This window comes from Bradyrhizobium sp. CB2312, from assembly GCF_029714425.1.
Classification (GTDB): Bacteria; Pseudomonadota; Alphaproteobacteria; order Rhizobiales; family Xanthobacteraceae; genus Bradyrhizobium.
The window spans coordinates 4,608,219-4,625,824 of record NZ_CP121668.1; the positions used below are offsets into that span (position 1 = coordinate 4,608,219).

General features: G+C 60.2%; 24 protein-coding genes and 1 pseudogene. 17 read left to right on the plus strand and 8 right to left on the minus strand.

All coding sequences use genetic code 11. The annotated features are described in order from the left end of the window. Positions 1 to 172: 172 nt before the first annotated feature. Both QA642_RS22630 and QA642_RS22635 read left to right on the plus strand, forming a co-directional pair. Entirely contained in the window at positions 173 to 532 is a 360-nt protein-coding gene (locus tag QA642_RS22630; RefSeq protein ID WP_283086579.1) for a hypothetical protein, read from the plus strand. 373 nt (positions 533 to 905) lie between these two features. Then, entirely contained in the window at positions 906 to 1,160 is a 255-nt protein-coding gene (locus tag QA642_RS22635; RefSeq protein WP_283086580.1) for a hypothetical protein, read from the plus strand. 1,451 nt (positions 1,161 to 2,611) lie between these two features. Here the strand turns inward: QA642_RS22635 and QA642_RS22640 are convergent. The 3 genes from QA642_RS22640 to QA642_RS22650 all read right to left on the minus strand — a co-directional run bounded on the left by QA642_RS22640 (position 2,612) and on the right by QA642_RS22650 (position 3,588). After that, entirely contained in the window at positions 2,612 to 2,905 is a 294-nt protein-coding gene (locus QA642_RS22640) for a hypothetical protein (RefSeq protein WP_283086581.1), read from the minus strand. Between the two features lie 176 nt (positions 2,906 to 3,081). Then, positions 3,082 to 3,291 (minus strand): cold-shock protein, encoded by a 210-nt coding sequence (locus QA642_RS22645; protein ID WP_283086582.1) that lies wholly within the window; start codon positions 3,289 to 3,291, stop codon positions 3,082 to 3,084. Between the two features lie 159 nt (positions 3,292 to 3,450). Further along, on the minus strand, positions 3,451 to 3,588 hold the full coding sequence (locus tag QA642_RS22650) for a hypothetical protein (RefSeq protein ID WP_283086583.1): 138 nt from the start codon (positions 3,586 to 3,588) through the stop codon (positions 3,451 to 3,453). Between the two features lie 700 nt (positions 3,589 to 4,288). On the opposite strand from QA642_RS22650, the gene QA642_RS22655 reads away from it, so the two are divergent. The 9 genes and pseudogenes from QA642_RS22655 to QA642_RS22695 all read left to right on the plus strand — a co-directional run bounded on the left by QA642_RS22655 (position 4,289) and on the right by QA642_RS22695 (position 9,111). Further along, the gene (locus QA642_RS22655; RefSeq protein ID WP_283086584.1) at positions 4,289 to 4,489 is read left to right on the plus strand and encodes a hypothetical protein; all 201 of its coding nucleotides are present in this window, start codon (positions 4,289 to 4,291) and stop codon (positions 4,487 to 4,489) included. Between the two features lie 875 nt (positions 4,490 to 5,364). Then, the gene (locus QA642_RS22660; protein ID WP_283086585.1) at positions 5,365 to 5,634 is read left to right on the plus strand and encodes a hypothetical protein; all 270 of its coding nucleotides are present in this window, start codon (positions 5,365 to 5,367) and stop codon (positions 5,632 to 5,634) included. 72 nt (positions 5,635 to 5,706) lie between these two features. Further along, complete coding sequence (locus QA642_RS22665; RefSeq protein WP_283086586.1) at positions 5,707 to 5,886, plus strand: hypothetical protein; 180 nt, start codon at positions 5,707 to 5,709, stop codon at positions 5,884 to 5,886. Positions 5,887 to 6,051: 165 nt separating this feature from the next. Further along, a complete protein-coding gene (locus QA642_RS22670) occupies positions 6,052 to 6,558 on the plus strand; it encodes a hypothetical protein (RefSeq protein WP_283086587.1) in 507 nt (168 codons plus the stop codon). Next, a complete protein-coding gene (locus tag QA642_RS22675; protein WP_283086588.1) occupies positions 6,515 to 7,198 on the plus strand; it encodes a hypothetical protein in 684 nt (227 codons plus the stop codon). Before QA642_RS22670 ends, QA642_RS22675 begins: the two co-directional genes overlap by 44 nt. Positions 7,199 to 7,200: 2 nt before the next feature. Continuing rightward, positions 7,201 to 8,313, plus strand: coding sequence for a hypothetical protein (locus QA642_RS22680; protein ID WP_283086589.1), 1,113 nt, complete (start codon positions 7,201 to 7,203; stop codon positions 8,311 to 8,313). Continuing rightward, a pseudogene (locus QA642_RS22685) lies at positions 8,301 to 8,476 on the plus strand (DUF2934 domain-containing protein). Before QA642_RS22680 ends, QA642_RS22685 begins: the two are co-directional and overlap by 13 nt. Positions 8,477 to 8,653: 177 nt before the next feature. Then, entirely contained in the window at positions 8,654 to 8,887 is a 234-nt protein-coding gene (locus tag QA642_RS22690) for a hypothetical protein (protein WP_283086590.1), read from the plus strand. Beyond that, the gene (locus QA642_RS22695) at positions 8,881 to 9,111 is read left to right on the plus strand and encodes a hypothetical protein (protein ID WP_092216305.1); all 231 of its coding nucleotides are present in this window, start codon (positions 8,881 to 8,883) and stop codon (positions 9,109 to 9,111) included. Before QA642_RS22690 ends, QA642_RS22695 begins: the two co-directional genes overlap by 7 nt. A 114-nt stretch (positions 9,112 to 9,225) precedes the next feature. On the opposite strand, the gene QA642_RS22700 is transcribed toward QA642_RS22695, so the two are convergent. Both QA642_RS22700 and QA642_RS22705 read right to left on the minus strand, forming a co-directional pair. Next, positions 9,226 to 10,854, minus strand: a complete 1,629-nt coding sequence (locus QA642_RS22700; RefSeq protein WP_283086591.1) for an IS66 family transposase — start codon at positions 10,852 to 10,854, stop codon at positions 9,226 to 9,228. A 70-nt stretch (positions 10,855 to 10,924) separates the two neighbouring features. Then, the gene (locus tag QA642_RS22705) at positions 10,925 to 11,074 is read right to left on the minus strand and encodes a hypothetical protein (RefSeq protein WP_194483008.1); all 150 of its coding nucleotides are present in this window, start codon (positions 11,072 to 11,074) and stop codon (positions 10,925 to 10,927) included. Between the two features lie 45 nt (positions 11,075 to 11,119). Between QA642_RS22705 and QA642_RS22710 the strand changes: the two genes are divergently transcribed. Further along, positions 11,120 to 12,226: an IS110 family transposase gene (locus QA642_RS22710; RefSeq protein ID WP_283086592.1), complete on the plus strand. Its 1,107-nt coding sequence runs from the start codon at positions 11,120 to 11,122 to the stop codon at positions 12,224 to 12,226. 254 nt (positions 12,227 to 12,480) lie between these two features. Here the strand turns inward: QA642_RS22710 and tnpB are convergent, their stop codons facing one another. Then, entirely contained in the window at positions 12,481 to 12,738 is a 258-nt protein-coding gene (tnpB, locus tag QA642_RS22715; protein ID WP_283086593.1) for an IS66 family insertion sequence element accessory protein TnpB, read from the minus strand. Then, positions 12,735 to 13,133 carry a transposase gene (locus tag QA642_RS22720; RefSeq protein ID WP_283079846.1) on the minus strand — a complete coding sequence of 133 codons (399 nt, stop codon included), beginning with the start codon at positions 13,131 to 13,133 and terminating at the stop codon, positions 12,735 to 12,737. Before QA642_RS22720 ends, tnpB begins: the two co-directional genes overlap by 4 nt. A 377-nt stretch (positions 13,134 to 13,510) precedes the next feature. Between QA642_RS22720 and QA642_RS22725 the strand changes: the two genes are divergently transcribed. The 3 genes from QA642_RS22725 to QA642_RS22735 are packed head-to-tail and all read left to right on the plus strand — an operon-like array spanning position 13,511 to position 14,232. After that, positions 13,511 to 13,666 carry a hypothetical protein gene (locus tag QA642_RS22725; RefSeq protein WP_283086594.1) on the plus strand — a complete coding sequence of 52 codons (156 nt, stop codon included), beginning with the start codon at positions 13,511 to 13,513 and terminating at the stop codon, positions 13,664 to 13,666. 45 nt (positions 13,667 to 13,711) lie between these two features. Next, entirely contained in the window at positions 13,712 to 13,948 is a 237-nt protein-coding gene (locus QA642_RS22730; protein WP_283086595.1) for a hypothetical protein, read from the plus strand. 14 nt (positions 13,949 to 13,962) lie between these two features. After that, positions 13,963 to 14,232, plus strand: coding sequence for a DUF1488 family protein (locus QA642_RS22735; RefSeq protein ID WP_283086596.1), 270 nt, complete (start codon positions 13,963 to 13,965; stop codon positions 14,230 to 14,232). A gap of 817 nt (positions 14,233 to 15,049) precedes the next feature. On the opposite strand, the gene QA642_RS22740 is transcribed toward QA642_RS22735, so the two are convergent. After that, positions 15,050 to 16,012 carry a LysR family transcriptional regulator gene (locus QA642_RS22740; protein WP_283086597.1) on the minus strand — a complete coding sequence of 321 codons (963 nt, stop codon included), beginning with the start codon at positions 16,010 to 16,012 and terminating at the stop codon, positions 15,050 to 15,052. Positions 16,013 to 16,088: 76 nt separating this feature from the next. Here QA642_RS22740 and QA642_RS22745 point away from each other — a divergent pair, with 76 nt between their 5' ends. Further along, positions 16,089 to 16,649: a nuclear transport factor 2 family protein gene (locus tag QA642_RS22745; protein ID WP_283086598.1), complete on the plus strand. Its 561-nt coding sequence runs from the start codon at positions 16,089 to 16,091 to the stop codon at positions 16,647 to 16,649. Between the two features lie 431 nt (positions 16,650 to 17,080). Beyond that, positions 17,081 to 17,350: a hypothetical protein gene (locus QA642_RS22750; protein ID WP_283086599.1), complete on the plus strand. Its 270-nt coding sequence runs from the start codon at positions 17,081 to 17,083 to the stop codon at positions 17,348 to 17,350. Positions 17,351 to 17,606 lie beyond the last annotated feature (256 nt).

The window sequence follows — 17,606 nt, forward strand, 5'->3', positions numbered from 1 at the left end:
TTGATTTGCGCAACCCTGCGCAACCTTGCGCAACCCCCCGGTTAAGTAGTTGCGCGCGCTACGTGCTCAACCTCCACCACCCCACCCTTTTAGGGGGTGGGTGGGGAGGTACGTAGCAAAAGGGTGGTGTAGCGAAAGACAACCTGATTTTACAATCTGAGAAGGTATTGAAATGACCTACGCTGATTTGCACCGCACCAGCGCGGACGACGACGCATCGACCGTCGCGTATCATCGAAATCTCGGCTTGGAGCCGCCGCCTGCACCTGCGAGGCGCGTGTCGTTGGCCGATCAGTTTGGTGAGGTCGATGCCGCGCTGCGCCGATTAAAGGTACGCCGTGAAGAGCTGAGGCAGCAAATCCTCGATATGGGCCGCGTTGAGTTGGTGGGCCACACATGGGCCGTGGTGTTGGAGGACCGCACCAGCAGAAGGCTGGACCAGGACATGCTCATAGAGCGTTTCGGTGCCGAGGCGGTGGACGCCTGCCGCGCCGAGAGAAACGGGGTCTATCTCCGGACCGATAGGCTCTGAAGCACAAAGTTATAATTCACTCACAAAGACCCCTGATTTCCTTCGGACCCATTTTCGAATGTAAGTGCCTGATCTCATTGGCCCTGGGGCCGATTTCCTGAATGTGTGCAGCCGGAAGCCGGCCACACCAAGAGCCGGGACAGCGGCCCCAAAAGAAACCCATCAAGGGTGCACTCACGTGAATAAACCAGCAAACGAGAATAAGCGACGTGCCACGGCCGCGCTCCCACTCGCAATTCACCTAGCGCGCGCCGACCGGCATGAGGACCTTAAGCGCCTCATCGACCACGGCACCGTTGCGGTCGTGCCGTCATGGCTCTCTGCGGACGGCAACCTCCCAGAGGTAGGCGGGAAGCCGATGCCGGATCGCGTCATGGAGACCAGGCCGTCGCCCGATGAGATGGTGCAGCTGGCGGTGCATGATGCTATCGCCGCGCGCATCGGATGCGGCCCGATCACGGCCGCCGAAATGGATGCACCTATGCGAGCGCGGCTCCGTTTCGACGCCACGGGGCAGATCACCAAATGGCGCGGTAGCGACGAGCGTTGGCACGATGCCGCTGAGCTATTTCGGCAACCCAAGGGCAGTAGACGCAAGAGCGAGCAAGAGCGGCAGGATGAGCTTTGACTGCTCGGTTTGCGGCGCGACGATGGAATCGTGGAACACCGCTTGGGTACCCACATATCGGTTGATAGCCGGCCCGGTTCGACTGCCTCCAAACAGCAACTAGGGACACGCTGTCGCATTAGCCAGCGATGGCGGAGTCGTTCGGCAATTCGTTCAATATCGTTGAGGTGGCCTCAGACGACGCGCCGCCGAAGAAGCAGATGTGGCTAGCCTTAGCTAAGCCTAGGTAGGCGTTGACGCTGGTCCTTGCCGCCGTCCCCGAGGGCTGGACTGCGGAAGTTGTGCCAGCGGTCCTTACGGAGAGGCAGCAAAGGTATTTCGAGGAACTAAACCTTGATCCGGGCGACGTTTATAGGATCGATTCAGAGTAAAGCATCCTCGGTGGGGCGGGGCGGCGTCTGCTATTTACTCGGGCCGAACGTGGCTCAATCGGGGTTTCCTTTTCGGCCGCCTTCCTACATAGTTCGGCATGGCAAAAATAAAAGTGAGCTTCAAACCAGTTCGTAAATCCGAGGGCGACTGGGCTATCATCGCCGAGTACCCGGGCGCAGAAGAGCGAGAGATTACGGGCTTCACGAGCAAAGCCGAAATTGACGAATGGATGAATGGAGAGCGTCGGATCGCTTGGCTCCGATCACAGGGTTACGCGAAGTGACTCGATGACCCCTTCATCTAGCTATCGTGCGTCCGTCGCTTCGTACGCTGAAGGTTCAATTCACTTTTTCGCGGGCGGCCGAGGCTCTCGCGCGGCAAGCAGGGTGCTGGACGTTTGTGGCCCGTCGATAATTCGCCCGGCCGGTAAGCCAACGTGCCGGAACTACAAGAAGTACTAAACTCGCGTTCGAGCGAGCAGCAGCCTTAAAGTGGGCCATCAGCATTATGAGGCGAGTTGGCCATGATCGACGAGTGTAACGATCCTACGCAAACGGCGGGACCTCGACCAGCGTTCCGATCAATCGCAACAATGCTTGCTGTTCGGGTCCGTTCCCATCACGCAAGAACTCGCCCAGCTCGACGTGAGATAGCCGGCCACCAGAGGGCGCATGGGGCTGGTGGATGATGAAAGCATAACCGTTCGTGGGCTCGCGTGCGGTGAACCATGCGTCCCCATTTGGACTCCGATGGAGCTCTCGCCGGTCTGACATTTTTCTTCCCTGCTGCCTCCGGGCACTGTCTGATGAACGCTTGAGGGAAAAGATATGGAGATCAGTGAAAATACGAAAGCTGATCTTCCGTAACCACGCGCTCAATGTTCTCGGACCTGCACCTGATGCGGTATCTTACTCGTCCATCGGATTCGATCGGCATGCACTGTACGATCGTGTAGATCTTTGGCGCTTCAGCTGCGGCGCGTCCTTGGGGACCTTGAGCTTGGTGCCGAACCTCTTCATTTAGCTTATAAGCGTATGACATATTTGCTTTCTCGACGTTTGCGGGTATCGGCGCTCTCGCTAATCTTCAAGAATGGATTTTGTAGCCTCGAATATCTGTTCAGCGGTGCCCTTGATCGTGCCCTTCGCCCAGGCTTGAAACACCGTGACGTATGCGTTCTTGTAAGCCGCTTCGTCCGCGGAGAAGTAGACTTCGTCTGTGGCAGTGTCCAAGACAAGCGCTCCTGTATCGATACAAATTTCCTCGATAAGGACTAGGCGTTCTTCTTGCTCGGCTAGATGACGTTTAACTATGCTCATTGAGTCTCCTGCATGGCACTGAGGGATCACGTTCCCGATGCGGCTGGTGAACATGCTGACGTAGCCACCGGGCAGAGGCGCAACAGTCAAGGAAACCGCAGCGGCGCCCGCCTTTCGATCTTTTTACCCCTTGAATGTAAAGCCCCGCCCCGATAACTCGGGAGCGGGGCAGGACCACAAGCTCTACCAGTACATCCGTGGCTAGAGCGACAGGTCTGTCGTGATCTTAACTAAGCAGCACGGAGATTTTCGGCAGCGGACTTGCCAGTACGGCGGTCTGCGACGACATCGTAAGATACCGTCTGACCTTCGCTCAGAGTTCCCATACCGGCGCGTTCGACCGCGCTGATGTGAACAAAGACGTCGTTGGTGCCGTTTGATGGTTGGATAAAGCCGAAGCCCTTTTGGGTATTAAACCACTTCACTGTACCGGTGTTCATCAGGTTTTCCTTCTTATGCGCGCAGGACCTGGCGCGCGGAGTTGCGGCCAGCCGTCCGATTAGTCGATGATGGAGAATGTCTGAAACGTGCGCGCCGTCAGGATCTGAGGGCGAAAGCGGAACAGTTGTTCGGCCAGTATCGATACGTGAGACAATACACTAGGGGTTGACAGACTTCAAGAAGAAAGCCAGCGGCGCGTCAGCGTGGTAGGTGCTTCGCTGATCCATTTCGACTAAGAATGCCGCGACGCGCTCGACGGCATCCTTGCCCCAGAAGAAGCATGTGATCTTCAGCACGTTGCAGATCTTTCGTGGCTACTCCTCTACTGGATAACGCTTTCCCGATTCATCATCAGTCGCCCGCCGCGGCTACGCTCCGCCAGCAGACGACACCGTCGCCGGTCGCGCTGTGGCCGGCCATTGGTTCATTAGGGAAGAGGTGCAGGCGATGCTAACTTCAATGGCGCCGGTCACCTCGGGAGTCCATATCGCACCTCATGACACCGCTATTGCAGCCGGTGACATATGCGCCGAACTTTAGCCACCACAACAGTTCTACAAGGCAACACGATCATGCCGGACTCCATCCAATAGTTCGCGGAACAGCAATTCCGGGCGATTACCGTCAACCACGTTGACAAATGGGAGCGACGGAACACGCATTGCCTAGGCCGGAATTCTCGGCACTGCGCACGGTAATTCGCTTTTTGGTCTGTACTGACTCTCAACCGAGAAGGGGCAAATGGTTCGCTTCAAACCAGGAGCGGACCGAGACCGCGGTGAACCCCGACTTCCGATTTGACTCCGAATGGACGGCCTCTTCTGATTTCAGGGCGCACGAAATGAAGGATGAGAGCAGCGGCAATGACCGAGTGGCCGATTAGCCCGTGACCACTCGTTCAATAGACGGAACCATCGGATCCTTCAAAAGAAACGCGAAACAATATCCAACCCTGTTGCTTGAGATAATCGTGGGGCCTAATCGGGATATCGCCAAATGGCCACGCCCAACCGAATATCGGACCACATCGACCATAAGACTGCCCGGTCAATCTGTGACGAGGTGGGTGACAGGTTGCAACAAGACTTAGCTCTCGAAGTCTCACCGCTGCCGCCCTACCTCGCACGTCTAGTGGATGAATTGCGTAACCAGGAGCGTCATCTAATTGATGGCGTCGAAAACTGGCGCTACCGCTGACTGTTTCTTCCCCATGCGGCGATAGTCGCGGCCATGTGAGTGCGTAAAGAAAAGCCGTCTCTCAGCCCGGCGCCGGCTTGTTTCTACTAACATCGTCGCTGAGTACGGTTCTTGGTTGCGCGGGCAAATCTGTTCGTAAGACCGATTGATTGCTTCGGTGCATGAGTCTCTTCCTGGCCTTAGCGGTCGTCGGTCTTCGACGCCGTGATGTCTGCTTGCAGAGGTGGAACAGACTCGTGCTGAAACGCCCTCGGCCGCCTTGCGTGAACATGCAGCTAATTCGGGACACTTTATCACACCGCGTTCTCTTGCCGTTAATGCGGTTGTATGTGAGAACGCGCCCGGGAACTCCGACGGGCGAATTAGCGTTCGTCATTGATCGAGGTAGGTAAACTGCCCGCCGTTGGCCCCACCTGACGGCGGGCTTTTTGTGAGTTGCGTAGTGGCAAGGCGTACCAAAGCACCGGTCAAACAGCCGGAAGCCCGTCCGATGCCGGGGTTTATTGCACCCCAGCTCGCGACCCTGAAAGTAAAAGCGCCTTCGGGTGCGCAGTGGATTCACGAAGTCAAATACGACGGCTATCGCATTCAGCTCCGCATCGGATCGCGATGCTTGATGAAAAGATCAAGAGCCGTGCCGAGCTGATGTCTGGCAACGTTTAGCTTCGAAAGCGCCTCGCCCGGCCGACCCTCAACTGGTGGGGCAAATAGCCTCATGGCCACCACAGCGATGGCGCCTCTTTCTGCTATGGGCGCTAATTTCCTCATAAAAAAGATGCTTAGGCCGCAGCCATGGAAGGTGATCCGGCTGAATTGTGCGAGGAACGTTCAGCTGGAGACTGAGTTTCAAGCGAACTTCAACAGGAGACTGCAACATGAAGATTGCAAGGATTGCCTTGGCTGCGGCACTGGTGTTCGGCTCGATCGCGGCGGCGTCCGCTCAAGGCGGAGGCGGTGCGGGTGGTGGCGCTGGCGGCGGAGCGGGTGCGGGAGCTGGCGCGGGCGGAGGCTCCGGCTCCGGCGGAGGTGGCGGCGATTCTCCGGCGGCTACCACCGGCCAGGGCGCCTCGAGCAACCCAACGTCCGCGAACCCCTCGGCGACGATGAACGACACCAAGTCGAAAGGGCGTGACACTAAGAAGTAAGAACAGCCCGCCGGAGAACCTGCGCCGGCGGGCTTTTTCCGGAGATGGCATATGCATCGTGGGGATCAACAGATGACCAAGGATGAACCGCTAAGGGCGGACGATTTCCCCATCCAGACTGACGAAGAAAAGCTCAAAACGCGTGGCGGCCGGCCGATCGCCTCCACGGAGTCGAAGGAGCTGGCTGAACAAGTCGCGGAGCGGCTCAACGAACACGCTTACCAAGAAGAACAGGATCGCTGGTCGGCATAGTGTAGCGGAACTATAGCGCGGGGTCACTTTGGCGTGGTGAGCACCTCACCGTAACCTTCCGCTTACTCCTCCAGAGTCATAATCAATCTCACGGACGCAACGCCGCTTCGCCGACGGCACCCACCGCGCAATCCCGCGCACTTCCTCTCACCCCGTCGGCGAGCAATGTCATCAACGCCCTACAACCGTCAGACTTCTTTTGCGCTTCAGAGCGCCGAGAATCCCAAAGATCAGATTCCTGGAAATCTCTTCGACGGCGAGTTCAACGCCGTCAAGCTGGCGATGGACGACACCCAGCAGAACCTGGCCAAGATTCAGGACGACGACGGTGCGCTGAAGCGCGGCTCGGTCGGTAAGGCACAATTCGACAGCAGCGTTTCGATCGGCTTCGCGGCGCCGGCGCAGTGGGAGAGCGGAGTTCTCTACACCGCGAACGTCAACACCGTTTTCTACAACTCGATCTTCTACATCGCGAACACGACGCACACGTCTGGCGTCAGCTTCGACGCGAGCAAGTGGGACGAGATCGCCGATTTCACCGCCGCGGCCGCCATTTCCGACGGATCGATCACCTCGGTGAAATTGGCCGACGGCGCGGTGGGCCGGAAACAAGCTGGCCGATGGCGTCGTGGCGAATTCGAAGCTGGCCACCGGGTCCGTGACGACCAATAAGCTCGCTGATCAGAACGTCACGACTGCCAAGGTGGCCGACGCGGCGATCACTTTCGCTAAGCTTGGGTCCGATGCGAACCAAGTTATTCCGGCCGGCCTCGGTCCGGTACGGTGGTCGGGGGCGACGCTTCCGTTGGGATGGGATTGGGCTGATGGTGGCGTCTTGCTGTCAGACACTCCGTACCCAACGCTGCGCGCTCGATACATTGCTGACGGATTTCCCTTCGGTCAGTACGGCTCTGGCAACCCCAAGAAACCAGATGCGCGTGGGGCTGTTATTGCGGGAGTCGATGGCGGCGCTGGTAGGCTCACCTCCGCAACCATTCTTGGTGGTGCACTGCTCGGTAAGCGCGGTGGCGCGGAAACAGTACCGTTGAGTCTCGCTCAGCTGCCAACCGGTATTACGTCGAACGGGTCAAATGCCATTTCGGTGACGACCAACCGGAGTGATCTCGATCTCGGCTTGACACCCTCGTCGACCGGCGGCGGTCAGTTCGGCTTCAATTCTGCATCGGGGTCAGGAGCGGTTACGTCCACCGGCTCGAATTCAATCAGCGTGACATCAAACAACACTGGCGGTCAAGCCCACAACAACGTGCAACCGACGTTGGTGTGCAACATGATTATCAAGGCGCACTGAGGATGCCACAGCTCATTGAATTCGAAGGGCGTCCCCACGAGTTTCCTGATGACTTCACACAAGCAGACATCCAGCGCGCGTTGAGCTCGCTTTCGCGCGCACCGTTATTGCGAGACATGTCGTCTTCTGATCGTCACTTACCGATGCTGAGTGACAGAGGCTCTGTGCCGGCGCCGCAGCCGATTCCGCCGCTTCCGCCTGGCTACTCACTCGACCCGCCCGCCGCGCTGCCGCCACTCCCGCCTGGCTTCACGCTCGATCGCAAACCAACGCTCGTGCCGGTCGACCACGATCCCTGGGCTCAGTTTCCCGATGCAAAGCCGCCATTCGATCCGACTCAGCCCTTTCAGGTGGTCGGCGAAAAGCCGAAGTTCGATCCAGCGCAACCGTTTGAGGCGGTACCTCCGGCGGCAAACGCCCGGCCCAATCCATTCGATCGGTTCGATACGCCCCAGCTGGCCCAACCGAGACTCGTCCCCGTGGATCGTGATCCGTTCGCTGCGCAGCCACCGCGCACAGGGATGTTTGACGATCTAATCCCGCCGGCCCCCGCAGCGCCCGCGCTCGGCGCGACGAACGCCGCGGCCAACGGCCGTCTCTATGTCACGCCCGAGCCGCCCAAGCCGGTTGAGCGCCCCGCGTCGATCCTGCCGAGCAGCGTCGGCGGCGCGGTGCGCGACTTTACAGTCGGTGCCCAAGGCGTCGGCAAGGGCCTCACCGATATCGTCACCGGACCGTTCGATCTCGCGGCCGGCGCGCAGAACCTTGTTACCGGCGGCATCAACAAGCTGTTCGGGACGAACATCGCGCCCGCGATCCCCGCGTCCAAGCTGGTCGAGAAGGCCACTTCGGTGCTGCCCGGCATCGATCCGGCCACGATGTCGCCCAGCGAGAAGCTCGCCTACGACGTCGACCGGTTCGGCGCCCAGCTGCGTCGCACGTGTGTCAAAAGTCACGCGCGAAAAGGCGAGGCCGGCGGGCTCGCGAAAGAAGCGCCGTGCAGCCTGATCTTCCGGCCCCTCGAGGTGGAGAGAGCGCTCTCATTGCCGCATGACAGGAACTCGGGCGTTCCAGCTCGTTTGTCTTCAAAAGGGAGGATGTCATGGCTGGTCTAAGCGAAGAAGAAATCCGCGTTCGGGCGTACCATCTTTGGACACAGGCCGGAGAGCCCGCGGGACAGATGGATACATTTTGGTACGAGGCCGAGAAGCAGCTTCTTGCCGAACGCAGGGAGTTGGGCGAGGTGCCCCTGGAATGACGGACAATCTGCCGGTCTGAGCGGTCACAAAGCTTCGGTACAGATCGTGCTTACCTCCAGCCTGCCGAGATTTTGCAAGATACCCTCTCGGGGCTGGAAAGCCGCCGCCTGCGGTCATTTAAGCGGGCGGCGTTTTTGCGTGGACCTTGACTCTGAGTTCTTGTTTCGTTCTATTGGGCAAAATCCCAGGTTAGACCATGCCCACACTCGAATTCATCCGCTCGGAGATCGAGCGCATGCGCGCGCAGATCAGCCGTCAGCGTAAGGAAATTCTCCAGCTCCAGCGGGCCGGGATAGGAACGGCATCGGCCGAAGCCCTCCTTGCGCGGATGCAAGCGAAGGTGGATGAACTCTGTGCCCAACGGGATGAGAAGAAGAAGGCTGAACTGCGCGAGATCAAGCCGCGGGTACTCGGGGGGCGGAAATGGTGAGGGTTCACCCGCAGTATTTCTCGGACTGGGAAAACCCACCCGAATACATCAAGGCATTGGAGCTTGTTCGAAGGCTCGGTACCCGTGAGGGCTGGTGTCGCGACCACGTCCTCGCCATCCAGGTCGCGATCGATCAATACGCCGAGGCCGCGCTGGGCAACCGTGAGTTCTTCCTCAACAAGCCGTACGGCATCGGGCCTCGGAGCCAGACTGATATTCCGTGATTACTTTCTTCTCGGCCTGACCGTGGATTGTGCCGCTTTTCGGTCCGATGTAGATGCCGGTACGCATGCACTACTTTTAAAGTAAGCATCCGGTGAGGACCGCGTAGCGGTCACTCAGGCAGCCTGATTGGTATGCTTGTTCCGGTCGCGCCAATTCCAGGGCAGAAGTTCGTCGAGCCGTTGGACCGGATGTGCAGCGATGCGCGCCAGGACATCGGCGAGCCAGGCTTGTGGATCCACATCGTTCATTTTGGCTGTGACGATCAGGCTGTACATCATCGCGGCACGGTCGCCGCCGCGGTCGGAGCCACAGAACAGCCAAGACTTCCGCCCCAGGGCGATGCCGCGCAGGGCTCGTTCGGCGGCGTTGTTCGACAGGCAGATCCGGCCATCTTTGAGGAAGCGGGTGAACGCGCTCCAGCGCTTGAGCATGTAGTCCATTGCCTTGGCGACATCGTTGCGCCGTGAGAGCTTGGCGCGTTGCTCACGCATCCAGGTTTGCAAATCAGCGACCAGTGGGGCGCTGAGCTCCTGGCGTACGGCCCGGCGCCCCTGGGGCGTCTCGCCGTTGATGCCGCGCTCGATCTCGAACAGGGCATCGATCCGGCGCACTGCTTCCAGCGCCAGAGGCGAGATCACCGCCGGCTTTTTGCCCTGCACTTTGCGGCGCGCATTCTCTGCCAGATCAGCCATCACGAAGAACGGCCGTCGGGCATGGACCCAGCACGCGGCTTCCAGGATCGGACCTGCGTTGCGGCCCGCCTCGTAAAGCTTGCCGTAGCCACCATAGGCATCGGCCTGGAAGATGCCGCTATAGCCGGCCAGATGGGCCTGGGGATGCTCGCCGGCGCGATCGCGTGAGTAATAAAACACTGCCCCCGGCGGGGCCTGCCCACCAAAAGGCTTGTCGTCGCGCACATAGACCCAGATGCGGCCGGTGTCGGTCTTGCCTTTGGCCAGGACTGGCACCGTCGTGTCATCCCCGTGCAATCGCTCGGCCCTCAGCACATGGGCCTCGAGGCGCCGGAACAAGGGCGTCAGCGCAACTGTGCAGCCACCAACCTGGTCCGCGAGGGTCGACAGACTGATCGGCACGCCTTCCTTGGCATAGCGTTCGGCCTGCCGGTTCAGCGGCTGGTGCTGGCCGAACTTCTCGAACAGTACCATCGCCAGCAAGCTGGGGCCGGCCCAACCACGGGCGATGACGTGGAAGGGCGCGGGGGCCTGGCTGATCTTCTCGCAATCACGGCAGCTGAACTTTTCCCGGACGTGCTGGATCACCTTCCAGGATTTCGGGATCACCTCCAGCGTCTCGGTGATGTCCTCGCCAAGCTTGGACAGCCGCAAACCGCCGCAGCAGATGCACGACGTCGGTCCCGGCACAAGCACCCGCTCGCGAGAGAGATGGTCCGGGAACGGCTGGCGCGACGGCCGCTTGCGCGTGAACGAGGCCACCTTCGTCGTCTTGGCCGCGGCCATTTCGGCAGCGAGTTCGTCCTCAGTCGCAGAAGCCTCGAGCTCCTCCAACGTCAGTTCGAGCTGATCCAGCAGCCTTGCGGTACGCTCCGAGCGAGGGCCATGACGATCGCGGTTCAGCTTTTGGATCTGCAGCTTCAGGTGCACGTTCAGCGCCTGGTCGTCGGACTGCTGGGCGCGAACGCTGGCAAGTTCGGCCCGCGTGGCCAGTAACGCCGCCTGCAGCGCCTTTATATCTTCCGGCAGATTTTCGGGACCATCACCCATGCACCGATGGAATCACAAAAGCCGCGATTTGGCGCGACCTTTTTGCAATCTCACGGGACTATTGCGCTGCTTATCCTGCGCTCTGCGGCCGCCAACTATGTTGGGGGTTGCGCCAGTCGATCGCCTCCAGCAAATAGCCCATCTGAGCTGCCGTCAGCGACACCACGCCGTCCACCGTCGCCGGCCAGATGACATGGCCTTTTCCTGCTCGGGATCGCATCCTGCGCGTCCCCCGGGGATGGACCCGGCAAGGAAGGAGAATGCAATGCAAGGGGTTTGTGCCTTCGTTGGTCTCGACGTACACAAGGAGACAATTTCTGTCGCGGTGGCGGACGCTGGACGAGCCGGTGAGGTTCGGCATGTCGGCACGATCATGAACGAACCGGCAGCAATCGGAAAGCTCGCTCGGAGTCTGGCGCGGCGACACGGTGTCATCGAATTCGTCTACGAGGCTGGGTCTTGCGGCTACAACGTTCAACGTCAACTCTCGGCGATGGGGATGATCTGCAGAGTGTGCGCCCCTTCGTTGACGCCACGAAAGCCGGGCGATCGGATCAAGAATGACCGGCGCGACGCTATCGCTCTCGCTCGTCTGCACCGGGCCGGTGAGCTCAGCTATGTCTGGGTGCCGGACGCGCTTCATGAAGCGCTCCGCGACCTGATACGGGCGCGACACGCAGCCGGTCAAGATGTCCGCCGGGACCGCATCCGCATCCAGTCGTTCATGCTCCGTTGCGACTTGCGCTTCGAAGGTAAGGCCTGGAGTCGCCGACACCGGATGTGGCTCTGCAACAGAACGTTCGCTCATCCGGCACAACAGATTGCGTTCCAGACCTACCTCAACGCGCTCGAGCATAATGAGGCCCGCAAGGCAGGAATCGAGCAGCAAATCCGAGAAGTGATCACCGACTCTCCGTGGGCCAAGCAGATGCAGGCTCTGCAAGCATTGAAAGGCGTCGGTCCAATCGTCGCTGCCACTGTGCTCGCTGAGGTCGGAGACTTCTCCCGGTTCGCTCATCCGCGCCAGCTCGTTGCCTACTTCGGCCTCGCTCCCGGTGAGCACAGCAGCGGCGGGACGGTAAGGCCGCGCGGTATTACCAAGGCCGGCAGCTCGATTGCACGGGCGGTGCTATGTGAAGCCGCCTGGAGTTATCGAACGACGCCGAAGGTCGGGCAGTGGATGAAAGAGCGTTGCCCGCCGGTTTCACAAGATATCGCTGCTCTGGCCTGGAAGGCCCAGCTACGTCTACACAAGACCTATCGGAAGTTAACCGCGCGCGGGAAACGCTCAGTTGTCGCGACCGCTGCAGTTGCGCGGGAGCTGCTCGGCTTCATTTGGTCAATCGGCCAGCGCGTCCCGCTAGGCGTGTGATCGACCAGCATCCTACGATCCGCATCAGCGAGGACGCCGAGCGCGGAGAGGGAATCCTCGAGTTCATCTTGGACAGCCGTGTCGCCTACGTCCGTGGCCAGAGCGAGGCAGCCCTCCGACGCACCGTCATCATGGGGTAACCAATCCCCGCATAGGAGTTTGAGCGATCGTCGAGAACACTCGGCGTCCTCACCTATGCGGATCGTATGCATCAAAATATCCCCGTCCCCAAAGGAGCGGTCGGAAAGCTGTGTTCAAAACGGTTGACAAAGGCCATAGGAGATAAAGCGGCCACGGTCCAGTCGCTTGGCGTAGAGCGATAGCCCGACCCCGTCGTGCCAAAGCGCCTTGATCAGTGTGCCGGCACGACCACGGAACACAAAGACGTCGCCGGCAAAAGGATCTCGCCCGAGGCCCTCCTGCACCAGCAATGCCAGACCCTGCATGCCCTTGCGCATGTCCGTGTGACCGGTTGCGATCCAGATCCTCGCCCCTGCTGCGATCGGGATCATCGCCGCTCCAGCAGATCCAACACGCGAGACAACGCGGTCATATCAACGCCGGCGTCCACGATCACGCGACAGGCCTTGCCGACGACAATCTCCATGCGTCCGCCCGCTGGCCCCGCCAAAGCTACTGACGGCGCCGACGGTGGGTCCGGCATCACCATCGCCGGCACAAAGGCTGGCTGAGTTTGTTCGCTCGTCCGCGTCCCGAAGGATCGTCGCCAAGTCAACAGGAGCGAGCGCGAGATGCCGTATCGACGTGCTGTCGACGAGACCGCGCGCGGAGCCTGCAAACTCTCCAAAACAATCTTGAGTTTCTCATCATCGGTCCAGCGACGGCGACGGCCAGTCTCGACAACCTCGAACCGTTCAACCTGAGCACTGAACTTATTGCTGTCCATAAGAGCTGTTACACAGCACCCGTCTTAACCCGGCAAGATGGCCCTCACCGGAGGGAGACCTTTTAAACGCCGTCCCAAAGGCTCTTGTCACGCACAATAGCGAGGGCTTGGGCAGGGCGCGGGGGGACAAAGCTAATCAAAAATCCTAAAGGCCACGAAAACTGATTCTGTTGTCCTCCGGTTCAAAGCACGGCACTGGTAGCCCCGAGTACGGGCGTGCACTCAATAAAATCCGAGCGCCCGCTTTTGGGCTATGAGGAGGCCAAGCTCCGGTAAGTCCGGGATCCCGATCGTGACCCATTGTGGAAAAGCCGCCGTTCGGTAGATGCACTGTCACTGAGGGAGTGAATAGAACCTAGTGAGAGGTGACGGGTTCTGTGACTAAGGTGGTGCGCCTCATGTGGGACTTCGATCTTTTCTCAAAACGAGAGTGGTTGTTGATGGGTATCGGGCTTCTTCTGCTGCTCGGTGCCAGCCTCTACGGGACTTTTTGGTTCATCAACTACTATCTCGCGAGCGCCTCGCTGGGGTAGGTAGCGCGAGAGGAACGAGCGGCATCTTTCAGCGTTCTGACGGGCATGCCGCGCTACTTTTTCGATTTCCACGACGACCTCGGTCTCACCATTGATGATGCCGGCGAGGATCTACCAAACCTGGCCGCCGCCCGTGGCGCTGCCCTGAGAGCACTCGCTGAAGCCATCCGGACCAAAAGCGAAATCCACGCAGAGATGGGGCCGATGTCGGTCATCGTGAGGACGCAGAGTGCTCGCGTCCTGACGGTCTCGGCCTCGATCGAAATCAGCCTGACGTCGTGAGCGCGAGTTCCGAGTTGCCCCTTTCACCCGACCCCTCCGGCGAGTTCGAGCAGGCAGCACCTGAAGCCATCCTGTTCGCGATGTTCAACGGCGACGACCGCATCGCCTGCAGGGTCGACTGGTCCGCTTTGCGTGATCGCGCGATCGCGGACGGTACCGATCCAAACGACTTAGCCGGCACGTTTAAGAGGCACCGAGCGACAATCGAGCAGATAGCAAGCGAACAGTTCGACGCGGGCACGGAGATGCCCACTGTTTGGAGCGCGAAGCCGGCGGCCCCCTGAGACGAGCATGTCCCTGAGAGAGCGGACGGCTAGGAACCAACGTTTCTCCCCAGCGGTTGGCCATTTCACATGGAGAAGGTCATGAATCGCATATCTATTTTTGCCCTCACTCTGATCCTCGCGGCCTCCCCGGTCATGGCACAAGGCGGTGGTGGAGGGGGCGGCGGTGGCGCCGGAGGCGGTGGGGGCGGAGCCGCGTCCGGCGGCGCTTCTGGAAGCGGCGGGGCAAGCTCGGGCGCAGCAGGAACCTCGAGCGCTGGAACTGCTGCTGGCATGACCGGAGGAAATACAGCTACGCCCACCAATCCGGGCAGCGCACCTTTCTCTAATCCGATCGGGCAAGGCACCGCACCAGCGGCTTCAAATGGTAACCAGAATAACGGTCAGAGCTCTTCTTCGACGCAAGCTCCGCAATCGCCCACACCGACGGCCAAGCAGGCTTCGCCGGGTGGCACAGTCGCTGCGGAGCAAAAGGCAGCGACACACGGAACCAACACCGCCGCGCCGGACAGCGCCGCAGGCGCTGGCGCTGTGGGTGCGCCCGGGGTTGGCGTGGGCCACACAGCGAACGGCAAGCCAATCGGCACCACAGGATCAGGGGCGGGCTCGCCGGAGCAACCCATTGGCTCAGGCAACCGGTAATCAGACAGAAGCTCAAGCCTGCGCCTCCTGCGGGCTTTTTGCTGCCCTGAAGTTGCAGCGATGCAAGATGACCTCCTCGAACCCGCCGCCCGCGTGATTGCCGAGAGAAAGAAGCTCAAAGAGTGGACCGAGCAGATCCGGTAGCAGATCGAGCGAAGAGACGCGTCTTTAGATATCAGCGAGATATTTTAAGTGTGACTCCGCCGCCTTCGCCGATTTGCTGCATCAACCACCCAATGCCGGCATCCATTATTGCGGCCTTGGTCGCGACGGCCTGGATCAGATCGGACTTGCGCTTGAGAGGAAGTTCGACGGCAGCCAGGGCGAAGCGGGGTGCGTGTCGCTCCACGAGCCGGCGCGGCAACGCCGCGATCAGATCGGAGCTTGAAAGGTGGGAAAGCGCCATCATGAACGTCGGTACGGTCAGGGCAATGCGGCGTTGCAGCCCGCGCTTTGCCAACAGTTCATCGACGAAGCCGTGTGGACTGCCGTCGAGCGATACGAGGAGGTGATGAGCGCTGCAGAATGCTGGGAGCGTCGGTGTGCGGGCGAACACGTGGCCCTTGCGCATCGCGACCACGAAATCCTCCTCATAGAGCTTCCGCGCCTCGAAGCGGGCCGGCACCACACGCAAGGGCAGCATCGCGATGTCGATCTCGCGCCTTTCCAGCTTCTGGAGGCTCGCCTGCCAGGGATGCTCCTCGGAGCCGACGTGCCGCACGGGCATCAGGTGGATGAGGCTTATGTCGACGCGGGGGGCCTTCCTGCTGAGGCGCTCCAGTAATGGGACCATCAGCGACGCCAAGATCGCGTCAGGTGCGCCAATCACGAAACGGCGACTGCTCGTTGCCGCGTCGAAGGGGACAGCCGACGCGATCACGCGTCCCACGCGCGCCAGGATGTCAGCCACTGGCTCCCCAAGTTCCAGCGCGCGTGCTGTCGGTACGACGCCCTTCGGCGTCCGCAAGAACAGCGGGTCATTCAAAAGATGTCGCAGCCGTCCGAGCGAGTGGCTCACGGCGGATGGCGTAAGGTTCAGCCGGCCCGCTGCGCGCCCGACATGACCCTCCTCCAGGACAGTCTGGAAGAGCACGAGCAGATTCAGATCCATCCTCGATAGAGAAATATGGTTCAGCATATCGGTGAAATCATATCACTGGCTTCAGGTACGACAAGGCGTCATTGCTAAAGTAGCTCAACAGGGAGACGCGCAAATGCCTCAACGAAACAGCGAGGCGCCAAGCACACTATCGCGGCGGGCGGCAATCACGGCAGTCGCTGCCGTACCGCTGTCGGCGGCCGAGCTTTCGCTCGGGCCGGCGGCCGCCGGCGACGAGGTGACCCAACTTATAAAACGCGCCGCCGAGAAGAACGCGGCCTTCATGCGCGGCGACATGGATCGCTGGTTCAGTCTTGCCCGTCTCGCGCCGGACTTCACGCTGATGCAGCCGTTTGGTGGCGAGGCCAGCCACGGGTTCGATGCCAGCCCTTCGCGATTGGCGGAGTTAGCTCGGTTTTTCAGGAGCGGCGAAACCAGCCTGGAAGTCGCGCAGACTTACGCGTCGGGTAGGTTCATCGTTCTCGTCATGGTGGAGCGACAACAAGCCGAGGTTGGCGGCTTGCCCAATCAGGATTGGTCGCTACGCGTCACCGAAGTCTATCGCAATGACGGTTCTGAATGGCAGCTGTTGCATCGTCATGCCGACCCGCTCGTCCGTCGCATTGCCTTGCAGCAGGCGGCGACACTTGCTCGCGGCGGCCGCGAAAACGAATGATGGTAATAGCGGTGCGGTCAGGCGAATCCGCTGCGGGAGATCGCTGTGGCCACCGCACGCTGATTTGCCGATGTTGTGCTAGCCAGCGCCCCGCCGTCGAGTGCACGTCATTCCGAAATGGCCCTTCGCGGACCTCGGTCTTCGTCGCCGCGATGTCTGCTTGCAAAGGTAGAACAGACTGGTGCTGCAATTGAGATACGTCCGAGGTCCCTTGCGTGAACATCCAAATAATTGGACACTCTATCACACCGCGTTCTCTTGCCGTTCGTCTGGCGTTCTCGTTGACCTCGAAGATACAACCGGAAAACGCGATTGCGGTTGTATCTGAGAACGCGCAGGAACTCCGGCTGCGATTTTGCGTTCGTGACTCATTGATTGAGGTAGGTAGACTGCCCGCCGTTGGCCCCAATTGACGGTGGGCTTTTTGTGAGTTGCGTGAGTGGCAAAAGCGTACCAAGGCACCGGTAAAAGAGCAGGGGATTCCTCCGATGCCGGGGTTTATTGCGCCTCAGCTCGCAACCCTGAAGATGAAGGCGCCTTCGGGGGCACAGTGGATTCATGAAGTCAAATACGATGGCTCCCGCATCCAGCTCCGCATCAATGGAGATGACCGCCGCGCCTACACGCGAAACGGCTACAACTGGGTTCGCAAATTCTCGGTCATCGCCGGCGCATTCGATTGTCACGGACTCGATTTGTGAGGTGGTCTTCATCCGCAGCGATCCGCGCGACGCGGCTGCTGATGCTCGCTATCGCCTGCGCGATCGCCGAGCTGCGCAAGCGAGATCCGCCGGGCGCTCGGCGCGCGATGGTGCGAGCGTGCCCGGGTTCATTGTCTAGGGCGTGGCCTCATAAACGTCGGCTATCGGCCATAAAGCAGAAATTGCCCGTTCGGTCCCATCGTCAGCTTAGGACCCTAGACGGACGTCGCTACTTGAGCACAACGCATCATTGGCG